At 37.3% G+C, this 15,505-nt stretch carries 13 protein-coding genes, 7 tRNA genes and 1 riboswitch; of the genes, 19 read left to right on the top strand and 1 reads right to left on the bottom strand.

The window, feature by feature from the left end:
* Positions 1–320 precede the first annotated feature (320 nt).
* The 19 genes from megL (at position 321) to Q0940_RS09765 (ending at position 13,669) form a co-directional block, all read left to right on the top strand.
* Positions 321–1,532 (top strand): methionine gamma-lyase, encoded by a 1,212-nt coding sequence (gene megL, locus Q0940_RS09855; protein ID WP_299268009.1) that lies wholly within the window; start codon positions 321–323, stop codon positions 1,530–1,532.
* A gap of 3 nt (positions 1,533–1,535) precedes the next feature.
* A complete protein-coding gene (gene phhA / locus Q0940_RS09850) occupies positions 1,536–2,330 on the top strand; it encodes a phenylalanine 4-monooxygenase (RefSeq protein ID WP_299267701.1) in 795 nt (264 codons plus the stop codon).
* Positions 2,331–2,488: 158 nt separating this feature from the next.
* Positions 2,489–4,054 (top strand): transcriptional regulator TyrR, encoded by a 1,566-nt coding sequence (tyrR, locus tag Q0940_RS09845; RefSeq protein ID WP_299267699.1) that lies wholly within the window; start codon positions 2,489–2,491, stop codon positions 4,052–4,054.
* Positions 4,055–4,057: 3 nt separating this feature from the next.
* On the top strand, positions 4,058–4,699 hold the full coding sequence (gene maiA / locus Q0940_RS09840) for a maleylacetoacetate isomerase (protein ID WP_299267697.1): 642 nt from the start codon (positions 4,058–4,060) through the stop codon (positions 4,697–4,699).
* A gap of 87 nt (positions 4,700–4,786) precedes the next feature.
* Complete coding sequence (uvrY, locus tag Q0940_RS09835) at positions 4,787–5,434, top strand: UvrY/SirA/GacA family response regulator transcription factor (protein ID WP_299267695.1); 648 nt, start codon at positions 4,787–4,789, stop codon at positions 5,432–5,434.
* A gap of 18 nt (positions 5,435–5,452) precedes the next feature.
* Positions 5,453–7,285, top strand: coding sequence for an excinuclease ABC subunit UvrC (uvrC, locus tag Q0940_RS09830; RefSeq protein ID WP_299267693.1), 1,833 nt, complete (start codon positions 5,453–5,455; stop codon positions 7,283–7,285).
* A gap of 56 nt (positions 7,286–7,341) precedes the next feature.
* On the top strand, positions 7,342–7,935 hold the full coding sequence (pgsA, locus tag Q0940_RS09825; RefSeq protein ID WP_299267690.1) for a CDP-diacylglycerol--glycerol-3-phosphate 3-phosphatidyltransferase: 594 nt from the start codon (positions 7,342–7,344) through the stop codon (positions 7,933–7,935).
* A gap of 135 nt (positions 7,936–8,070) precedes the next feature.
* A tRNA-Gly gene (locus Q0940_RS09820) sits at positions 8,071–8,146 on the top strand.
* Between the two features lie 50 nt (positions 8,147–8,196).
* Positions 8,197–8,270 (top strand) — tRNA-Cys (locus Q0940_RS09815).
* A 26-nt stretch (positions 8,271–8,296) separates the two neighbouring features.
* A tRNA-Leu gene (locus Q0940_RS09810) sits at positions 8,297–8,383 on the top strand.
* Positions 8,384–8,387: 4 nt separating this feature from the next.
* A tRNA-Gly gene (locus Q0940_RS09805) sits at positions 8,388–8,463 on the top strand.
* 50 nt (positions 8,464–8,513) lie between these two features.
* Positions 8,514–8,589, top strand: a tRNA-Gly gene (locus tag Q0940_RS09800).
* 54 nt (positions 8,590–8,643) lie between these two features.
* Positions 8,644–8,730, top strand: a tRNA-Leu gene (locus tag Q0940_RS09795).
* Positions 8,731–8,785: 55 nt separating this feature from the next.
* A tRNA-Gly gene (locus tag Q0940_RS09790) sits at positions 8,786–8,861 on the top strand.
* Positions 8,862–9,084: 223 nt separating this feature from the next.
* Entirely contained in the window at positions 9,085–9,312 is a 228-nt protein-coding gene (locus tag Q0940_RS09785; protein ID WP_299267687.1) for an RNA-binding S4 domain-containing protein, read from the top strand.
* Positions 9,313–9,478: 166 nt separating this feature from the next.
* Positions 9,479–10,201, top strand: coding sequence for a YebC/PmpR family DNA-binding transcriptional regulator (locus Q0940_RS09780; protein ID WP_299267684.1), 723 nt, complete (start codon positions 9,479–9,481; stop codon positions 10,199–10,201).
* A gap of 99 nt (positions 10,202–10,300) precedes the next feature.
* Positions 10,301–10,552: a hypothetical protein gene (locus Q0940_RS09775; RefSeq protein ID WP_299267681.1), complete on the top strand. Its 252-nt coding sequence runs from the start codon at positions 10,301–10,303 to the stop codon at positions 10,550–10,552.
* A gap of 197 nt (positions 10,553–10,749) precedes the next feature.
* Positions 10,750–10,957: riboswitch (Lysine riboswitch) on the top strand.
* 105 nt (positions 10,958–11,062) lie between these two features.
* The gene (gene lysC / locus Q0940_RS09770) at positions 11,063–12,439 is read left to right on the top strand and encodes a lysine-sensitive aspartokinase 3 (RefSeq protein ID WP_299267678.1); all 1,377 of its coding nucleotides are present in this window, start codon (positions 11,063–11,065) and stop codon (positions 12,437–12,439) included.
* A gap of 54 nt (positions 12,440–12,493) precedes the next feature.
* Positions 12,494–13,669, top strand: a complete 1,176-nt coding sequence (locus Q0940_RS09765) for a succinylglutamate desuccinylase/aspartoacylase family protein (protein WP_299267675.1) — start codon at positions 12,494–12,496, stop codon at positions 13,667–13,669.
* A gap of 554 nt (positions 13,670–14,223) precedes the next feature.
* Here the strand turns inward: Q0940_RS09765 and Q0940_RS09760 are convergent.
* A complete protein-coding gene (locus Q0940_RS09760) occupies positions 14,224–15,252 on the bottom strand; it encodes a 2-hydroxyacid dehydrogenase (protein ID WP_299267672.1) in 1,029 nt (342 codons plus the stop codon).
* Positions 15,253–15,505 lie beyond the last annotated feature (253 nt).

The raw sequence follows: 15,505 nt of genomic DNA, 5'->3' as shown, positions 1-15,505 counted from the left end.
AGCAAATACAATTTTAAACGCTAACGGTCGTTTAACTTAATGCTTACTTATGTCGCTTAAACTAACCCCCTTAAAATTGCTCCCTAAAACATCAATATCACACCTCAAGCCCGACCAACAAAACCAACAATACATCCTTGATGTATAAAAATATTTACGAATTAAAATAACTTAATAGTGTCTTTAGATTATTAACTCTAAAGAAAATTATGCAAAGTGCGGTCTGAATAATACAAGCCATAACGTTATCTGTTCATTTTATAAATATTTAATGAATAACAACGACCCTAATATAGTATTAAATGAGTATTGGAATGAGTATTAAAAATAATAATAAAGCACTAAATCAAGAAACACTTTGTATTCATGCTGGAAAAAGCAAGGGCGATCATAAAGGTGCGTTAACTACGCCTTTGTATCAAACGTCAACTTTTGTATTTGACAGTGCAGAGCAGGGCGCAGCTCGTTTTGCTGGTGAAGAAGAAGGTTATATTTATACTCGTTTAGGTAATCCAACCACCCGCGAACTTGAATTGAAAGTGGCGGCGTTAGAAAAAATGGAAGACGCCGCAGCAACAGCAACGGGTATGGCTGCTGTATCTGGCGCGGTATTAAGCTTTGTTGAAGCTGGCGACCATGTGATTGTCTCTCATGCTATTTACGGCTGTTCATTTGCTTTATTTAGTCATCAATTTAAAAAGTTTGGCATTGATGTCACCTTTGTTGATATGGCAAACAAAGAGGCGTTAACGGCTGCATTAAAACCCAATACCAAATTACTGTTTGCAGAAACCCCAATTAATCCAAATTTAGTGGTGTTGGACTTACAAATGATTGGTGATTTTTGCCAACAACATAATATCTTGTCAGTTGTTGATAATACATTTTTGTCTCCAATACTGCAGACGCCAGTGGATTTTGGTATCGACATTATTATTCACAGCGCCACTAAGTTCTTAAACGGTCACGGTGATGTAGTCGCTGGTATTATTGTGTCGTCAAAAGAAAATATAGCTGTTATCAAATCTACCATTCTAAAAGACATTGGCGGGACAATTAGTCCGCACGATGCGTGGTTGATTTTAAGAGGACTAAAAACCTTATCTATTCGTATGGAAAGACATTGTAAAAGTGCACAAACCGTTGCGGAATATTTGCACCAACACCCTATGGTTAAAGAAGTGTTTTATCCTGGATTACCAAGCCATCAAGGTCATAAATTCCTAAACAGCCAAATGCGTGGCGCAGGTGGTGTGATTGGTTTTGAATTAAAAGGGAATTTAGATACGGGACGTAAGTTTATTAATTCAATGCAGTTATTCTCATTGGCGGTAAGTCTTGGCGATGCAGAGTCATTAATTCAGCATCCGGCTTCAATGACACACTCGCCATACACACAAGAAGAGCGTTTGGCTGCTGGCATCAGTGACGGACTTATTCGAGTCTCTATTGGCCTAGAACACACTGACGACATTATTGCTGACTTAGCTCAAGCGTTTGCACACATTGAAAACGTAACAAGTAAGGCTTAAGTAATGAGTAAATCATCAAGTTACACCTCAAGACAGTCCGACGAAAATGGCAATATTGATTGGAGTGACGAGGAAAATAGTATTTGGCAAGAGCTTGTTGAACGTCAGCTTGAGTGTATTAAAGGCAAAGCTTGCGATGAGTTTTTTGTTGGCTTAGACAAGCTTAATTTACCACTGGATAGAATTCCGCAGTTACACGAAGTAAGCAAAGTTTTATTGGAAACAACGGGCTGGCAATGTGCTGAAGTTCCTGCATTAATTAACTTTGAATCATTTTTCAAATTGCTGGCTGAAAAGAAATTTCCAGTCGCTACCTTTATTCGTACCCGTGAAGAGTTCGATTACTTGCAAGAGCCGGATATATTCCACGAGATCTTTGGCCATTGTGCCATGTTAACCAATCCTGCATTTTCTGAGTTCACTCACAAGTACGGGCAATTAGGGTTAGCTGCAACCAAAGAAGAACGTGTGTATTTAGCTCGTTTGTATTGGTTTACGGTAGAATTTGGTTTAATGAAAAAGGGCGACCAACTTAGAATCTACGGTGGCGGTATTTTATCTTCACCTGGCGAGACAGAGTATGCTTTGGGTTCGGACGTTCTGAGCCGAGATAGGCTGGATTTACTCGATGTTTTTAGAACTCCTTACCGTATCGATATTATGCAACCTTTGTATTATACGATTGAGAATATTGACGATTTAATGGAGTTGTCAAAGTCAGACTTAATGGCGCTCGTTAAAGAAGCTATGGAATTAGGTCTGTTTCCACCAAGATTTCCACCCAAAAATGCAGCTTAACAATAAATTAATTGATCTAATTTCAACAAAGTAAGGTATTTGTTTTATTGAAATTATTTGTTTAGTAATTCTAAATTTAATAGCTGCCAATTCCGTTCATTTAGGTTTACAATCTTTCGCGTTTAACTTTGAATTTCAATTAAGGGCATTGACGAAATATGCGTTTACAAATAGCTTGCGAAGACCGTATCGGTCTAGCCAAAGAAGTATTAAATAATTTGGTTGAATATGATATCGATTTAAAAGGTATTGAATTTGATAAAAATTCTCGTTGTTTATATGTCGCCTTTCCTCAAATTGAATTTGAATCATTTCAGCGGGTTATGGTTGCGATAAGACGTATCGATGGTGTCACAGATGTTAAAACAACAAAGTTTTTGCCTTACGAACGTGAACATAATGAATTGGTAACTTTATTAAGAATTCTGCCAGATGGTGTTATTTCAATCGATAATAAAGGCAATATATTAACTGCTAATCAAGCGGCGTTAGTTGACTTAGCTAGAAGTGAAGATGAAGTTATAGGCCAGCCATTACAAAGCTTGTTAAAAGGTTTTAACTTTGTTAAATGGTTAGAAGGTGAAGAAGTTTTAGCGCAAACACTGAAGCTGACCGGTAATAATGAAGAATTTGTTACTGATGTATTACCGATTAATATTACCGATGAAGAAGGCATGGTTCAGCTAATGGGGGCGGTTGTTAATTTAAAATCGCATACCCGTTTAGGTCAACAAATTAATGCTTTTAGAGATGATAATAACGAGTCTTTTGTAAATATATTAGCTAATAGTACCAGTATGCGACGCGTTATCCGCGAAGCAAAAAAAATGTCTCAACTGGATGCGCCAATACTTATCCAAGGTGAAACTGGCACAGGCAAAGAACTGATTGCTCGGGCCTGTCATGACGCAAGCGATCGTTCAGAGCATTCATTCCTAGCATTAAGCTGCGCATCTTTACCTGATAACGTAGCTGAAAGTGAGTTGTTTGGTTACGGCCCTAATGCTTACCCAGGTGCTGACGAAGTGGGCAAACGAGGTATTTTTGAACTAGCTGCTGGCGGTACGGTATTTTTGGATGAAGTCGGTGAGATGTCTACCGAATTACAAACTAAACTTATTCGCTTTTTACAAAATGGTACATTCCGCCGGGTCGCAGATGAAAATGAAGTACACGTTGATGTTAGAGTTATTTGTGCCACGCAAAAAGACTTAGCAAATATGGTACATGAAGGACTGTTTAGAGAAGATTTATATTACAGACTTAACGTATTAAGTATTCAAATTCCACCTTTGCGAGACCGTAAACAAGATATATTGCCACTGGCACAACATTTTGTGCAGCGTTTTTCTAATGAATTAGGCAAACCTGCACCGACGATATCTAAAAACTGCAGTGATTATATTCAAAACTATCCGTGGCCGGGTAATACTCGACAAATTGAGAACGCTATTTATCGAGCGATAAGTTTATTAGATACTGACATTATTGAAAAAGAAACACTAGAACTGCCAACTTATACTAATGAATTTGGTTATTTAGAAAAAGAGTTTGAAGGCTCATTAGATCAAGCTGTTAAACGCTTTGAAGCAGGCTTATTACGTAAATTATATCCAGCGTATCCAAGTTCAAGATTGTTAGCTAAAAAATTAGGTTTAAGCCATACGGCAATCGCGAACAAGTTGCGTGAATACGACATCAATAAAAAAAGCATAAAAGTCTAACGTATGACGTTATTTGGCTATTGGCGCTCATCTGCCGCTTACAGAGTAAGAATTGCACTTAATTTAAAGCAATTAAGTTGTGAACATGAGTCTGTACATTTAGTTAAAAATGGCGGAGAGCAGCACAGCCCAGACTATCAAGCATTAAACCCAAATGAATTAGTGCCAACCTTAGTGGATGGTGATTTTACGTTAAGCCAATCTATGGCAATACTTGAGTATTTGGAACAAAAATACCCAGAAGTTGCATTATTACCAAAGCCTTTAGAGCAACAAATGTTATGTCGTGCTATGGCACTTGATATCGCATGTGATATTCATCCGCTCAATAATTTACGAGTTTTGCAGCATCTGGCCGCTGAATTACAGCGAGATGAACAGGGTAAAGTTGATTGGATGTTACATTGGATGAGGATAGGTTTTGCTAGCTTAGAAAAAAGCTTAGATAAAACCTCTGGGCCTTTCTGTTTTGGAGATAGCCCAACATGGGCTGATATATGTTTAGTGCCACAAGTTTATAATGCAGAACGCTTTAAATTAGACATGACGTCTTACCCGCAAATTGTCAAAATTGTAAAACATTGTCGTTCATTACCAGCATTTATTGATGCTGCACCAGAAAATCAATATGATGCAGTCAGTTAACGCAAAAAGTTATAGTCATAAAAACAGATTTCCGGCGTAACATTATTATGTTACTTTCGTTTGATAAATAGGTTTGGAGTTTCTTAATTGATCAACGTTTTATTAGTAGACGATCACGAATTAGTCAGAACAGGCATTAAACGCATAGTCGATGATGTTCGTGGTTTAAAAGTCGTTGGCGAAGAGTCGACTGGTGAAGCTGCATTCCAATTTTGCCGAGCCAATGAACCAGACGTCGTTTTGATGGACATGAACATGCCGGGGATTGGTGGATTAGAAGCCACTAAGAAAATATTACGTTACTGCCCAGATATCAAAATTATTATTTTGACTGTTCATGCCGAAGACCCTTTTCCATCTAAAGTTATGCAAATAGGCGCTCATGGTTTTTTAACTAAAATGACCGGTCCTGATGAGATGATCTCAGCAATTAAAGCCGTTAATGTAGGTCAACGATATATAGCACCAGATATCGCTCAGCAAATTGCGTTAAATCAATTTAATGGAGTTAAAGACGACAAACCTTTTGAGTCTTTATCAGAGCGTGAACTACAAATTATGCTAATGATCACTAAAGGCGAAAAAGTGCAAAGCATAGCTGAACAATTAAGTTTAAGCTCAAAAACCATAAATAGTTATCGATATCGCATGTTTGAAAAACTAAACATTAGTAATGATGTTGAATTGACTCATATGGCAATTCGGTACGGAATGTTAGATATGGATAAGCTATAACTTGTCCATTAATATAAAATGAATACTCCATCTTTTGATCACCAATCCTTTTTAAAATCTGTAACGTCTAAGCCCGGCGTATATCGTATGTATGATGACTCAAATACAGTTATTTACGTGGGCAAAGCTAAAAATCTAAAAAACAGATTATCCAGCTATTTTAGAAAAGAAGTTAACAGTACTAAAACCAAAGCATTAGTCGCCCAAATAGTCACAATTGAAATAACCGTGACAGGCTCAGAAACGGAAGCGCTAATACTTGAAAATAACTTAATAAAAGAATTCCAACCTAAATATAATATTTTATTAAGAGATGATAAGTCCTACCCATATATTTTAGTGACTGATCACCGGCACCCAAGAATTGCAATGCACCGAGGCGCTAAACGTCACAAAGGTGAGTACTTTGGCCCGTTTCCAAGTGCCGGAGCAGTTTGGGAAAGTCTTCGTATTATGCAAAAGGTATTTCCAGTTAGACAATGTGAAGATACCTTTTATAAAGCTCGGTCAAGGCCTTGCTTACAACATCAGTTAAAAAGGTGCTCAGCACCGTGTATTGAAGGTTACGTGTCGGATGAAGACTACAATGAGCAAGTTAATCTGGTAAAACAATTTTTGTCTGGGAAAAGCCAAGATGTGATCAATCATCTAATAGGCAATATGGAACGGGCAAGCGAACAATTAAATTTTGAAAATGCAGCCTTATATCGAGATCAAATCTCTACACTGCAAAAAGTGACCGAGCAGCAAAATGTAAGCGGTAATATAGAAGAAATAGACGTTCTAGCATTTTCCAGTAATAAAGGTTTGGCTTCTGTTCATGTCTTGTATATACGCGATCAAAAAGTATTGGGCAGTAAAAACTATTCACCTAAAGTGCCAACAAATTCTGAACCTAGTGAAATAATATCCTCGTTCATTATGCAGTTTTATTTAAATGCCATTGGCGGACAAAATATTCCTAAAACGATAGTGGTGCCGGAATTAACAGAGAACCTGCCAGAATTAGCCCAAGCGATAGAATTAGTACGTGGTAGTAAAGTGGAGTTAGTAACCGCGCAGCGTGGTGAAAAACATAAGTATTACCAATTAGCACAAAAAAATGCAGATATAGATTTAGCTACAAAGTTAGCCGATGGCAGAGCTATGAGCTCAAAATACAAAGAGCTGTCAGAGTTTTTAAAGCTGCCTAAAATTGAACGCATGGAATGTTTTGATATCAGTCATACCTTTGGCGAGTATCCAATCGCATCTTGTGTGGTATTTGGTCCAGAAGGGCCTGTTAAATCAGAATACCGACGTTATAACGTTAAGGGAGTCAAAGGTGGCGATGATTACGGTGCAATGGCATTTGCATTAGATAAACGTTATGCAAAAGTGACAGACGTAAATAAAGTACCAGATATCTTGTTTATTGACGGTGGTAAAGGGCAACTTAATAAAGCAGAAGCTTTTTTTGCTGATTGGCCATTAGAAAAAGCACCAGTCATTGTAGGTATTGCTAAAGGCGAGGGCAGAAAACCCGGCTTGGAAACTTTATTTATGAATGGCGGTGAAATTGAAGTTCACATGCCAAAGTCTTCTCCGGCATTACATCTAATCCAATTTATTCGTGATGAATCACACAGATTTGCAATTACAGGACACAGAGCTAAGCGCGGAAAAGCAAAAACTACATCAGTATTACAAGATATTCCGGGAATTGGTGCTAAACGTCGTCAAATGTTATTAAAAAACTTTGGAGGCTTGCAAGGACTTAAAGCCGCAAAATCTGAGCAGATTGCTAAAGTTTCAGGAATTAGTAAACAATTAGCAATAGAAATACATGCTTTCTTGCATGATAAAGATTAAATAGGCATCATCCTTTTATGTACATTCAAAATAATAAAATAAGTAGTTTTTAACCTATGTGGAATATTCCCAACATACTCACTTCATTTCGGATCTTTTTAATACCAGTTATGGTTTATTTCTATTATTTACCAGTAGAAATATATCCTTGGAAGTATTTTGTTACTTTTGCTGTATTTTGGGTTGCATCAATAACGGACGCGTTAGATGGTTATTTAGCTCGCAAGTTAGACCAATCAACTCCTTTTGGCGCTTTCTTTGACCCTGTGGCTGATAAAGTTATGGTAGCGGTGGCATTTATTGTTGTTGTCGATGATTATTCAAATCCTTGGGTTACTATTCCTGCCATTATTATTGTTGGTAGAGAATTAGCTGTTTCTGCATTGCGTGAATGGATGGCAGAAATGGGAAATAGGGCGGGTGTTGCGGTTAGTACTGTTGGCAAATATAAAACTGCAGTTCAAATGTTAGCGTTAATGGGATTATTATGGCGTCCAAATGAATATTGGGTATTTGAAGGCTGGTTACTAGGTCCAATGTTGGATGTTGCAACTTATGTGTTCTTATATTTAGCCACTGCATTGACAATTTGGTCATTATTAATTTATTTTAAAGCAGCTTGGCCATATATCTCTGGGAAAAAAGACTGATTTTTGAGCTTAAGAGCTAAAAAATCATCAAACAGTATGAAAATGTCATTTTTATTTAAATTTCATGTTGACTCCCAAAGGTAGAAAGGTAGAATGCCCCTCGTTGTCTGAGAGGACAAACAGAAATCAAGATTTGCGAGTATAGCTCAGCTGGTAGAGCGATACCTTGCCAAGGTATAGGTCACGAGTTCGAGCCTCGTTACTCGCTCCAAATTTTTGATTGTTTTATAAGGTATGGCTACTTTGTAGAGCATCAAGTAAGGCGGGTTGGCAGAGTGGCTATGCAGCGGATTGCAAATCCGTGGACCTCGGTTCGACTCCGGGACCCGCCTCCAAGATTTCTGGTAGTACAAATGTGTTTGCCCGGGTGGTGGAATCGGTAGACACAAGGGATTTAAAATCCCTCGCTCAACAGGGCGTGACGGTTCAAGTCCGTCTCCGGGCACCAATTTGCGAGTATAGCTCAGCTGGTAGAGCGATACCTTGCCAAGGTATAGGTCACGAGTTCGAGCCTCGTTACTCGCTCCAAATTTTATTTGGAATTGGTCAAACTTGAGAACACAGTAACATGCATAATTGCGAGTATAGCTCAGCTGGTAGAGCGATACCTTGCCAAGGTATAGGTCACGAGTTCGAGCCTCGTTACTCGCTCCAATTTTTAATTGGAAAGTTGGTTCAACGATACCAACTATAAAAAACTTCCTGCTAGCCCGGGTGGTGGAATCGGTAGACACAAGGGATTTAAAATCCCTCGCTCAACAGGGCGTGACGGTTCAAGTCCGTCTCCGGGCACCATTTTTCAGGAGAATAAAATTTAATAACAACACGCCAGTAGTTATTAATATGTGATGCGAGTATAGCTCAGCTGGTAGAGCGATACCTTGCCAAGGTATAGGTCACGAGTTCGAGCCTCGTTACTCGCTCCAAAATTTCATATAATCTTTTCTAATATCATCTATAAAATATCAATATCAATATCAATATCAGTTTTAGCTTAAATTACTGCTTTATTTTCAAATAGCCTAATAAATTCTCAGAATAAATCAAAAACAAAATTGTTATATCTGTATAATGTCTGCCTAGATAGCTTTGGACATACACTTGGTATAATCAAAGCCGATTACCTAAATTACGTTTCACGGAATCCTAATGAGCCAAATTAACTTAGTTGAGATCACAACTGAATATATAGAACTAAACAAATTTCTTAAATTTGAAAATTTAGTTGAAAGTGGCGGTCATGCCAAACTTGTTATTGCAGACGGACAAGTTCGTTTAAATGGCAAAGTAGTAGTACAAACGCGCAAAAAAGTAAGAGACGGCGATATAGTTACTCTTGCGGGCGAACAATATAAGATTGTAGTTGCACAAGAATAAGACACCCCCTTGTTAAATAAGCCATATATTAAAATAATGACATTTTTCGATTTAAATTTTTGTCAAAATAGATTAATTTAACGGCCTATTATTTTATAGAAAGTATCAGTGACCTATGTGTTTATCACTGATGTTTTTAAGTTAATACATTAAAGAAGAGATTAAGATGGGCAGAGCATACCAAAACCGTAAAGATTCAATGGCCAAAACGGCTAATGCAAAAACAAAAGTATATTCTAAATATGGTAAAGAAATTTACGTTGTTGCTAAAAACGGTGGTAGTGATCCAGACGGTAACCTAGCATTACGTAGCTTGATGGACCGTGCAAAAAAAGATCAAGTACCTGCTCATGTTATCAAAAATGCATTAGATAAAGCAGCAGGCGGCGGCGGTGAAGATTATTCACCAGCGCGTTATGAAGGTTTTGGACCTGGCAGCTGTATGGTTATTGTTGATTGTTTAACAGACAACAACAATCGTACAATTATGGAAGTTCGTAATTGTTTTACAAAAACAAATTCTAAAATTGGTGCCCAAGGCTCTGCGGCTCACATGTTTGATCATTTAGCTGTGTTTGTATTTGACGGTGACGACGATGAAGCCGTGTTAGAAGCGCTAATGATGGCTGACGTTGATGTTACAGACGTTGAAGTAGAAGATGGTAAGGTTTCTGTTTATGCACCTCATACTGAGTTCTACAATGTTAAAACAGCACTTCAAGCTGAATATGAAGGTATTGAGTTTGACGTAGAAGATATTTCTTGGCTTCCAACAACAATGACAACACTTACCGGTGATGATGTTGTGGTATTTGAAAAATTCATGGACATGCTTAACGACTGTGAAGACGTACAAGAAGTTTATCATAACGCTGAATTTGAAGATTAATACTTAATTACCAAGGTAATTTTGATTAATAGAATGAAAAACCGATGCCACAGCATCGGTTTTTTTATGTCTTTTTTATGATGATAATGGGCAGATATCATGGCTAAGCCAAGATCTAAAGCACCAACAAAATCAGTGACTGTATTTTGTAATAAATGTAGACACAAGTTACTGCAATATAAAAAGGGCGGGAATGGCTCTTTGATAAAATGCTTTATTGAACGGATCACTAAAAACTACACTGAAACGTTAGGTGTTTGTCCTAATTGTGAAAGCCAGTTTGGTCGCGAAACCATGATACGTGGCGTGCCAGCAATTAAGATTGTCGGCGGTAAAGTATTGGTCAAATAGAGCGTACAGTATGTGTGTTTTTACTGGTTATAAGATATAAGTTAATTTTTTTGCTTTATATAAAATGATTTATTGACTTATTACTCTAATTTCTAGTTTAATAGCGTCCGTAATAATTAACGTAAGTTATTACAAAGCTATATTTTATAAACATTGTTTTATATATTAATAATATAGCCGCAGTTCATAAATTGAACTGCACCGGAAGAGGAGCGTTAGTCAGGTAGTTGATCCGAGAAACTCAAATTTCTAAGACGGTCAATGATGGGAGCTAACGCCGAGGAAGGTTTAAATTTGAGAATTAAACTTTCCGACTGTTTGGGCTGAATCCCTACAGTTGTCACCTAAGATTTAATAACCCGCATTTTTAAATGTATGTTACTAAGGTGGAGAGCTTCTGGCATGTAAAGTTTTCTTTTTCATTTATCTAATTAGATAGAGTATAAGTCAGTCCTATGTATGCCGTGTTCCCCTTAATAGTTACTCAAAAAATATTAAGGAATGACTTAAATGTCTTCAATAAATAATTCTACAATCGTTGCCAAATTTGGTGGTACCAGCGTTGCTAACTTTGAAGCAATGAGCCGTTGTGCCCAAATCATCCTAAATAATCCTGATATTCGCTTAGTTGTTGTTTCGGCTTCTGCTGGTGTTACTAATTTGTTAGTTAAATTAGGTAATGAAGTTTTAAGTTCAAACGAAAAAGAAAGCGTATTACAACAAATTCGCAATATTCAAAATTCAATTTTAAATGACCTTGGTCGTCCAGTAAAAGCACAAGATGTTATTAGCCAGTTAATAGAACAGTTAGCTGAAATTGCATTACATCCACTGTTAATCACCTCTACTAAGTTAAAAGACGAGTTGCTTTCATTTGGTGAGCGGATGTCCAGTGTGTTGTTTGCTGAAGTGATCAATAAAGTTTCAGGTCAAGCGAGTGCAGTTGCATTTGATGGCCGTCAGGTATTAAAAACTGATTCTTCTTTTTCTAAGGCTGAACCTCAATTAGAGCCTACAAGAAAACAAGCTAGTTCATTATTGAAACCTCTTTTAAAAACTAAAGTCGTTATTACACAAGGCTTTATTGGCCAAGATAACTTTGGTAATACCACAACATTAGGTCGTGGTGGTTCAGATTACAGTGCTGCACTATTTGCTGAAGCAGTTGATGCATTTGCATTACAAATTTGGACAGACGTAACGGGCATTTATACAACTGATCCTCGTATTACAGATAAGGCTCGCCCAATTAAAGAGATTAGTTTTGATGAAGCTGCTGAAATGGCGACTTTTGGCGCTAAAATCTTACACCCAGCAACACTAATTCCTGCAATAAGAAGTGGCGTTAAAGTGTTTGTAGGCTCTAGTTTAGAACCTGAGGCTGGCGGCACTTGGATTTCAAAAGAAGTAGATTTTCGCCCAGCTTATAGAGCAGTTGCACTTAGAAACGAACAAACCTTATTAACCGTGAAAAGTCCTGAAATGCTGCATGCAACGGGGTTCTTAGCCCGTGTATTTGCTATTTTAGCAAAACATAAATTGTCGGTTGATTTAATCACCACGTCAGAAATATCCGTTGCTTTGACAATAGATAACCCAGCTAATACGCCAATTGCCGGTTTAGTGGCTGCTTGTGTAAAAGATTTAAATTCATTCTGTGACGTTCATGTTGAGTCTGATTTAGCATTAATTGCAGTTGTTGGTAATCATGTTGAGCATAACGATGGTAAGCAAGGCGGAGCTGGACGAATTTTTGCCTCGCTTGAAGATGACCAACTACGTTTGATTTGTCATGGCGCAAGTGAGCATAATGTTTGCTTCCTAGTGAAACAAGACAACGCCAAGGACATAGTTCGTCAAATCCACGACGACTTGTTTGCAGTTTAAACTTTAAATTCATTTAATTTCTAGTTATATAGTGACTGTAAGTAAGGAAACATTATGCTTGTTGTTGAAAAAGATTTAGTCACATTAAATCAGGATATTGCCGGTCAAGAGATTGGCATTCCCGTTTATCGCATTTTTGATAAAAAGGTCGTTGAAAAACAGGCTATTGAAACAAAGAATGCGACTAAGTCATCTTCCCAGACACATCTAAAAAAAGTCTATATTCAAAGTGCCGTACACGCTGCTGAAATGCAGGGTAGTGCGGTGATCTTTCGTTTAATTGAACAATTAAAACACTTAACATTAAACGCCGAGTTTATCCTAGTGCCAAACTGTAATCCGTTTGGTCGTACTCAACGTGCTGGGGAATATCTACAAGGCCGGTATGACGCCACCACAGGCAACAATTGGAATCGCTTTTATCACTACAACCCTCAAGATATAGAGCAGTTTGTTGCTTTACTTACCGCTGAACAAATACAAAAACTTAAAAATGACGATGAATCTGAGCTAATTACAGATTTTAAATCATTTTTAAAACAAAGCTTAACCAGTAAATTAGATAAAGATTGGGGGGTAAACACGGCTCAGTTTTTAAATACCACGCTACAAGAGTTCGCTGTTGATGCGGATTTAGTATTGGACTTACATACTGGACCATCTTCTACTCGGCATATATACAGTCCTGAGTTCTTAGCAACATCTGCGCAAGACTTTAATATAGAAAATATTCTATCCATTCCAGCTCAATTTGCTGGCGCATTAGATGAAGCTAGTTTTATGCCTTGGGTCTATTTGTCTGAATTAATGGCAAAACAAGGCGTGACAATTAACTACGAAGTTAGCGCTTTTACTGTGGAGTTAGGCTCGCAAGAAAATATTTGCTTAACTCAAGCTCAAGAAGACAGCGCCGGAATATTAAATTATTTACAAAAAAATAACTTAATTGATGGCTTTACTGGTGTTGCCCCTGTTGAGATAACAACCACTTTATTAAAAAACTATAAAACGCTATTTTCTAGACATGCAGGAATGGTTGAATACTTAGCCAAACCAGGCGATAAAGTGAATAAAGGACAAGTGATCGCAAGAGTATTAAACTCGTTAGAGTTTGACACCAAGCATGCAATTGTTGATGTAAAAGCGCCAAGTTCTGGCACCATTATTCTGCATTATCCTTCCGCAGCCGTACAAGTGGGTACTCAATTATTTAAAATTGCAGTTAATTAGATTAGCCTTATTTTTAGCAAAAAGGCGCATGCTTGTTTTTATTTTTTAGATCAAGAGCTCTAAAGGCTAAGTTGTAGATAATTATATTTTCTTAACTCTAACTCTGTTTTATCCAATAGATCTTATTTCGCCCCTCGGCAAGTTACCTTTTTGCAACAGCCCAAAAATGTAACCGAAAAAGGCCGTCCGTACTAAAATATACACTTTGTATTAAATATAACTTTACTCGTCAAATACGGAAAGAAAATCGTCCCTGATAACCTTTCCTCAATGGGCATCCATGCCCGCTTGATTTGAGAAAAGTTATATTAAATACAGATATTTTGAAGCGGAAGAAAAAGCAAAGCCAGAGCAAAAGAAAACCAAAAAACGATTAGCTTGCTCTAATCGAATTTAGTTTAGCTTATAATTAAAGTGGGTGGCCTCGTAATTCACTTGAAAAGTTAAATTCAAAAGTTTAAATTATAAAGGCTAGTTTAAGAACTATGTAAATCATAGCTCGCGAGTTAGTCTTTAAAGCGTCAATAACACCGCTGAACCTAGCTCAAACTCTTTTATTTTAACTCATTGTTATTGAGCTTACCTTCAGCAAAAAGGTTAAGGTTATTAATGGTGGTTACTGCTATTTGCTCTAACGCTTCAGCGGTGAAAAAGCCTTGGTGTCCTGTGATTATAACGTTTGGAAAGCTCAGTAAACGTTGTAAAACATCATCTTGGATTATTGAACTGGAATGATCTTCAAAAAACAACTCACTCTCTTGCTCATATACATCTAGCGCTAAGTTACCAATTTGTCCTGATTTTAAATTTGTGATCAGGCTCTGAGTATCAACAAGTCCGCCTCGGCTAGTATTAATGATCATCACGCCAGTTTTCATTGTAGAGATAGAGTCATCATTTAGAAGGTGATGAGATTCTTTAGTTAATGGACAATGCAAACTAACGATGTCGGATGTAGTTAATAGGGTATTAAGTTCAGTGTATTCAAAGCCAATAGATTCTGCCATTTGGTTATTTTCAAACGGGTCGTATGAAATAACGTGAGCGCCAAAGCCTTTCATTATTCTTGCGGTGGCAAGACCAATATTTCCGGTGCCAATAATGCCTACGGTTTTACCATAAATGTTAAAACCCATTAGGCCAGATAAACTAAAATTACCTTCTTTGGTTCTGTTATACGCTTTATGCACTCGTCGATTAAGCGTCATCATAAGTGCAACCGTATGTTCAGCAACGGCTTCAGGACTGTAAGAGGGCACACGAGCACAACGTAATCCCAACTCCTTACAAGCGGCTAAATCTAAGTTATTAAACCCAGCGCAGCGCAACATTATGTACTTAACGCCAATTGATTTTAATTCCGTTAATACGTCACGGTTAAGCTCATCATTAACAAACACACAAATAGCATCAAAACCCGCTGCAAGTTTTGCCGTATCTAAGGTCAAACGGCTTTCAAAAAACGTAATGGCTATGTTATCTGTCACTGACGAAGATAAACTGCTTTTGTCGTAACTCTTGGTACTAAATACCGCTAAGGTGATGGGGTTTATAATTTTTGTTTTTATAGTTGCTGCTTTCATAATTAACACATCATCCGTTTTGTTTTTAACTTTATATAGTTAGTGTATTTTATTTTGTTGCCAGTGATTAGATTTAAATCAATGGTATGGGAGTTAATTGTTTTAGTTACTAACTAGATGAGAAAAAGATTGTTTTATAAAAAATTAATACAGATTTTTGAATCGGAAATAAAAGCAAAAGCAAAAGCAAAAGCAAAAGCAAAAGCAAAAGCAAAAGCAAAAGCAAAAGCAAAAGCAAAAGCAAAAGCAAAAG

It is taken from the genome of uncultured Psychrosphaera sp., assembly GCF_947500655.1.
In the GTDB taxonomy this organism is placed as follows: domain Bacteria; phylum Pseudomonadota; class Gammaproteobacteria; order Enterobacterales; family Alteromonadaceae; genus Psychrosphaera.
The sequence above is the reverse complement of the archived record's forward strand: the minus strand, read 5'-3'. Positions and strand labels throughout refer to the sequence as shown.

Bases quoted from the DNA above. Each gene is read 5' to 3' on its own strand.
- phhA (WP_299267701.1), top strand. From the start codon at position 1,536: ATGAGTAAATCATCAAGTTACACCTCAAGACAGTCCGACGAAAATGGC.
- tyrR (WP_299267699.1), top strand. From the start codon at position 2,489: ATGCGTTTACAAATAGCTTGCGAAGACCGTATCGGTCTAGCCAAAGAA.
- maiA (WP_299267697.1), top strand. From the start codon at position 4,058: ATGACGTTATTTGGCTATTGGCGCTCATCTGCCGCTTACAGAGTAAGA.
- uvrC (WP_299267693.1), top strand. From the start codon at position 5,453: ATGAATACTCCATCTTTTGATCACCAATCCTTTTTAAAATCTGTAACG.
- pgsA (WP_299267690.1), top strand. From the start codon at position 7,342: ATGTGGAATATTCCCAACATACTCACTTCATTTCGGATCTTTTTAATA.
- Q0940_RS09785 (WP_299267687.1), top strand. From the start codon at position 9,085: ATGAGCCAAATTAACTTAGTTGAGATCACAACTGAATATATAGAACTA.
- Q0940_RS09780 (WP_299267684.1), top strand. From the start codon at position 9,479: ATGGGCAGAGCATACCAAAACCGTAAAGATTCAATGGCCAAAACGGCT.
- Q0940_RS09775 (WP_299267681.1), top strand. From the start codon at position 10,301: ATGGCTAAGCCAAGATCTAAAGCACCAACAAAATCAGTGACTGTATTT.
- lysC (WP_299267678.1), top strand. From the start codon at position 11,063: ATGTCTTCAATAAATAATTCTACAATCGTTGCCAAATTTGGTGGTACC.
- Q0940_RS09765 (WP_299267675.1), top strand. From the start codon at position 12,494: ATGCTTGTTGTTGAAAAAGATTTAGTCACATTAAATCAGGATATTGCC.
- Q0940_RS09760 (WP_299267672.1), bottom strand. From the start codon at position 15,252: ATGAAAGCAGCAACTATAAAAACAAAAATTATAAACCCCATCACCTTA.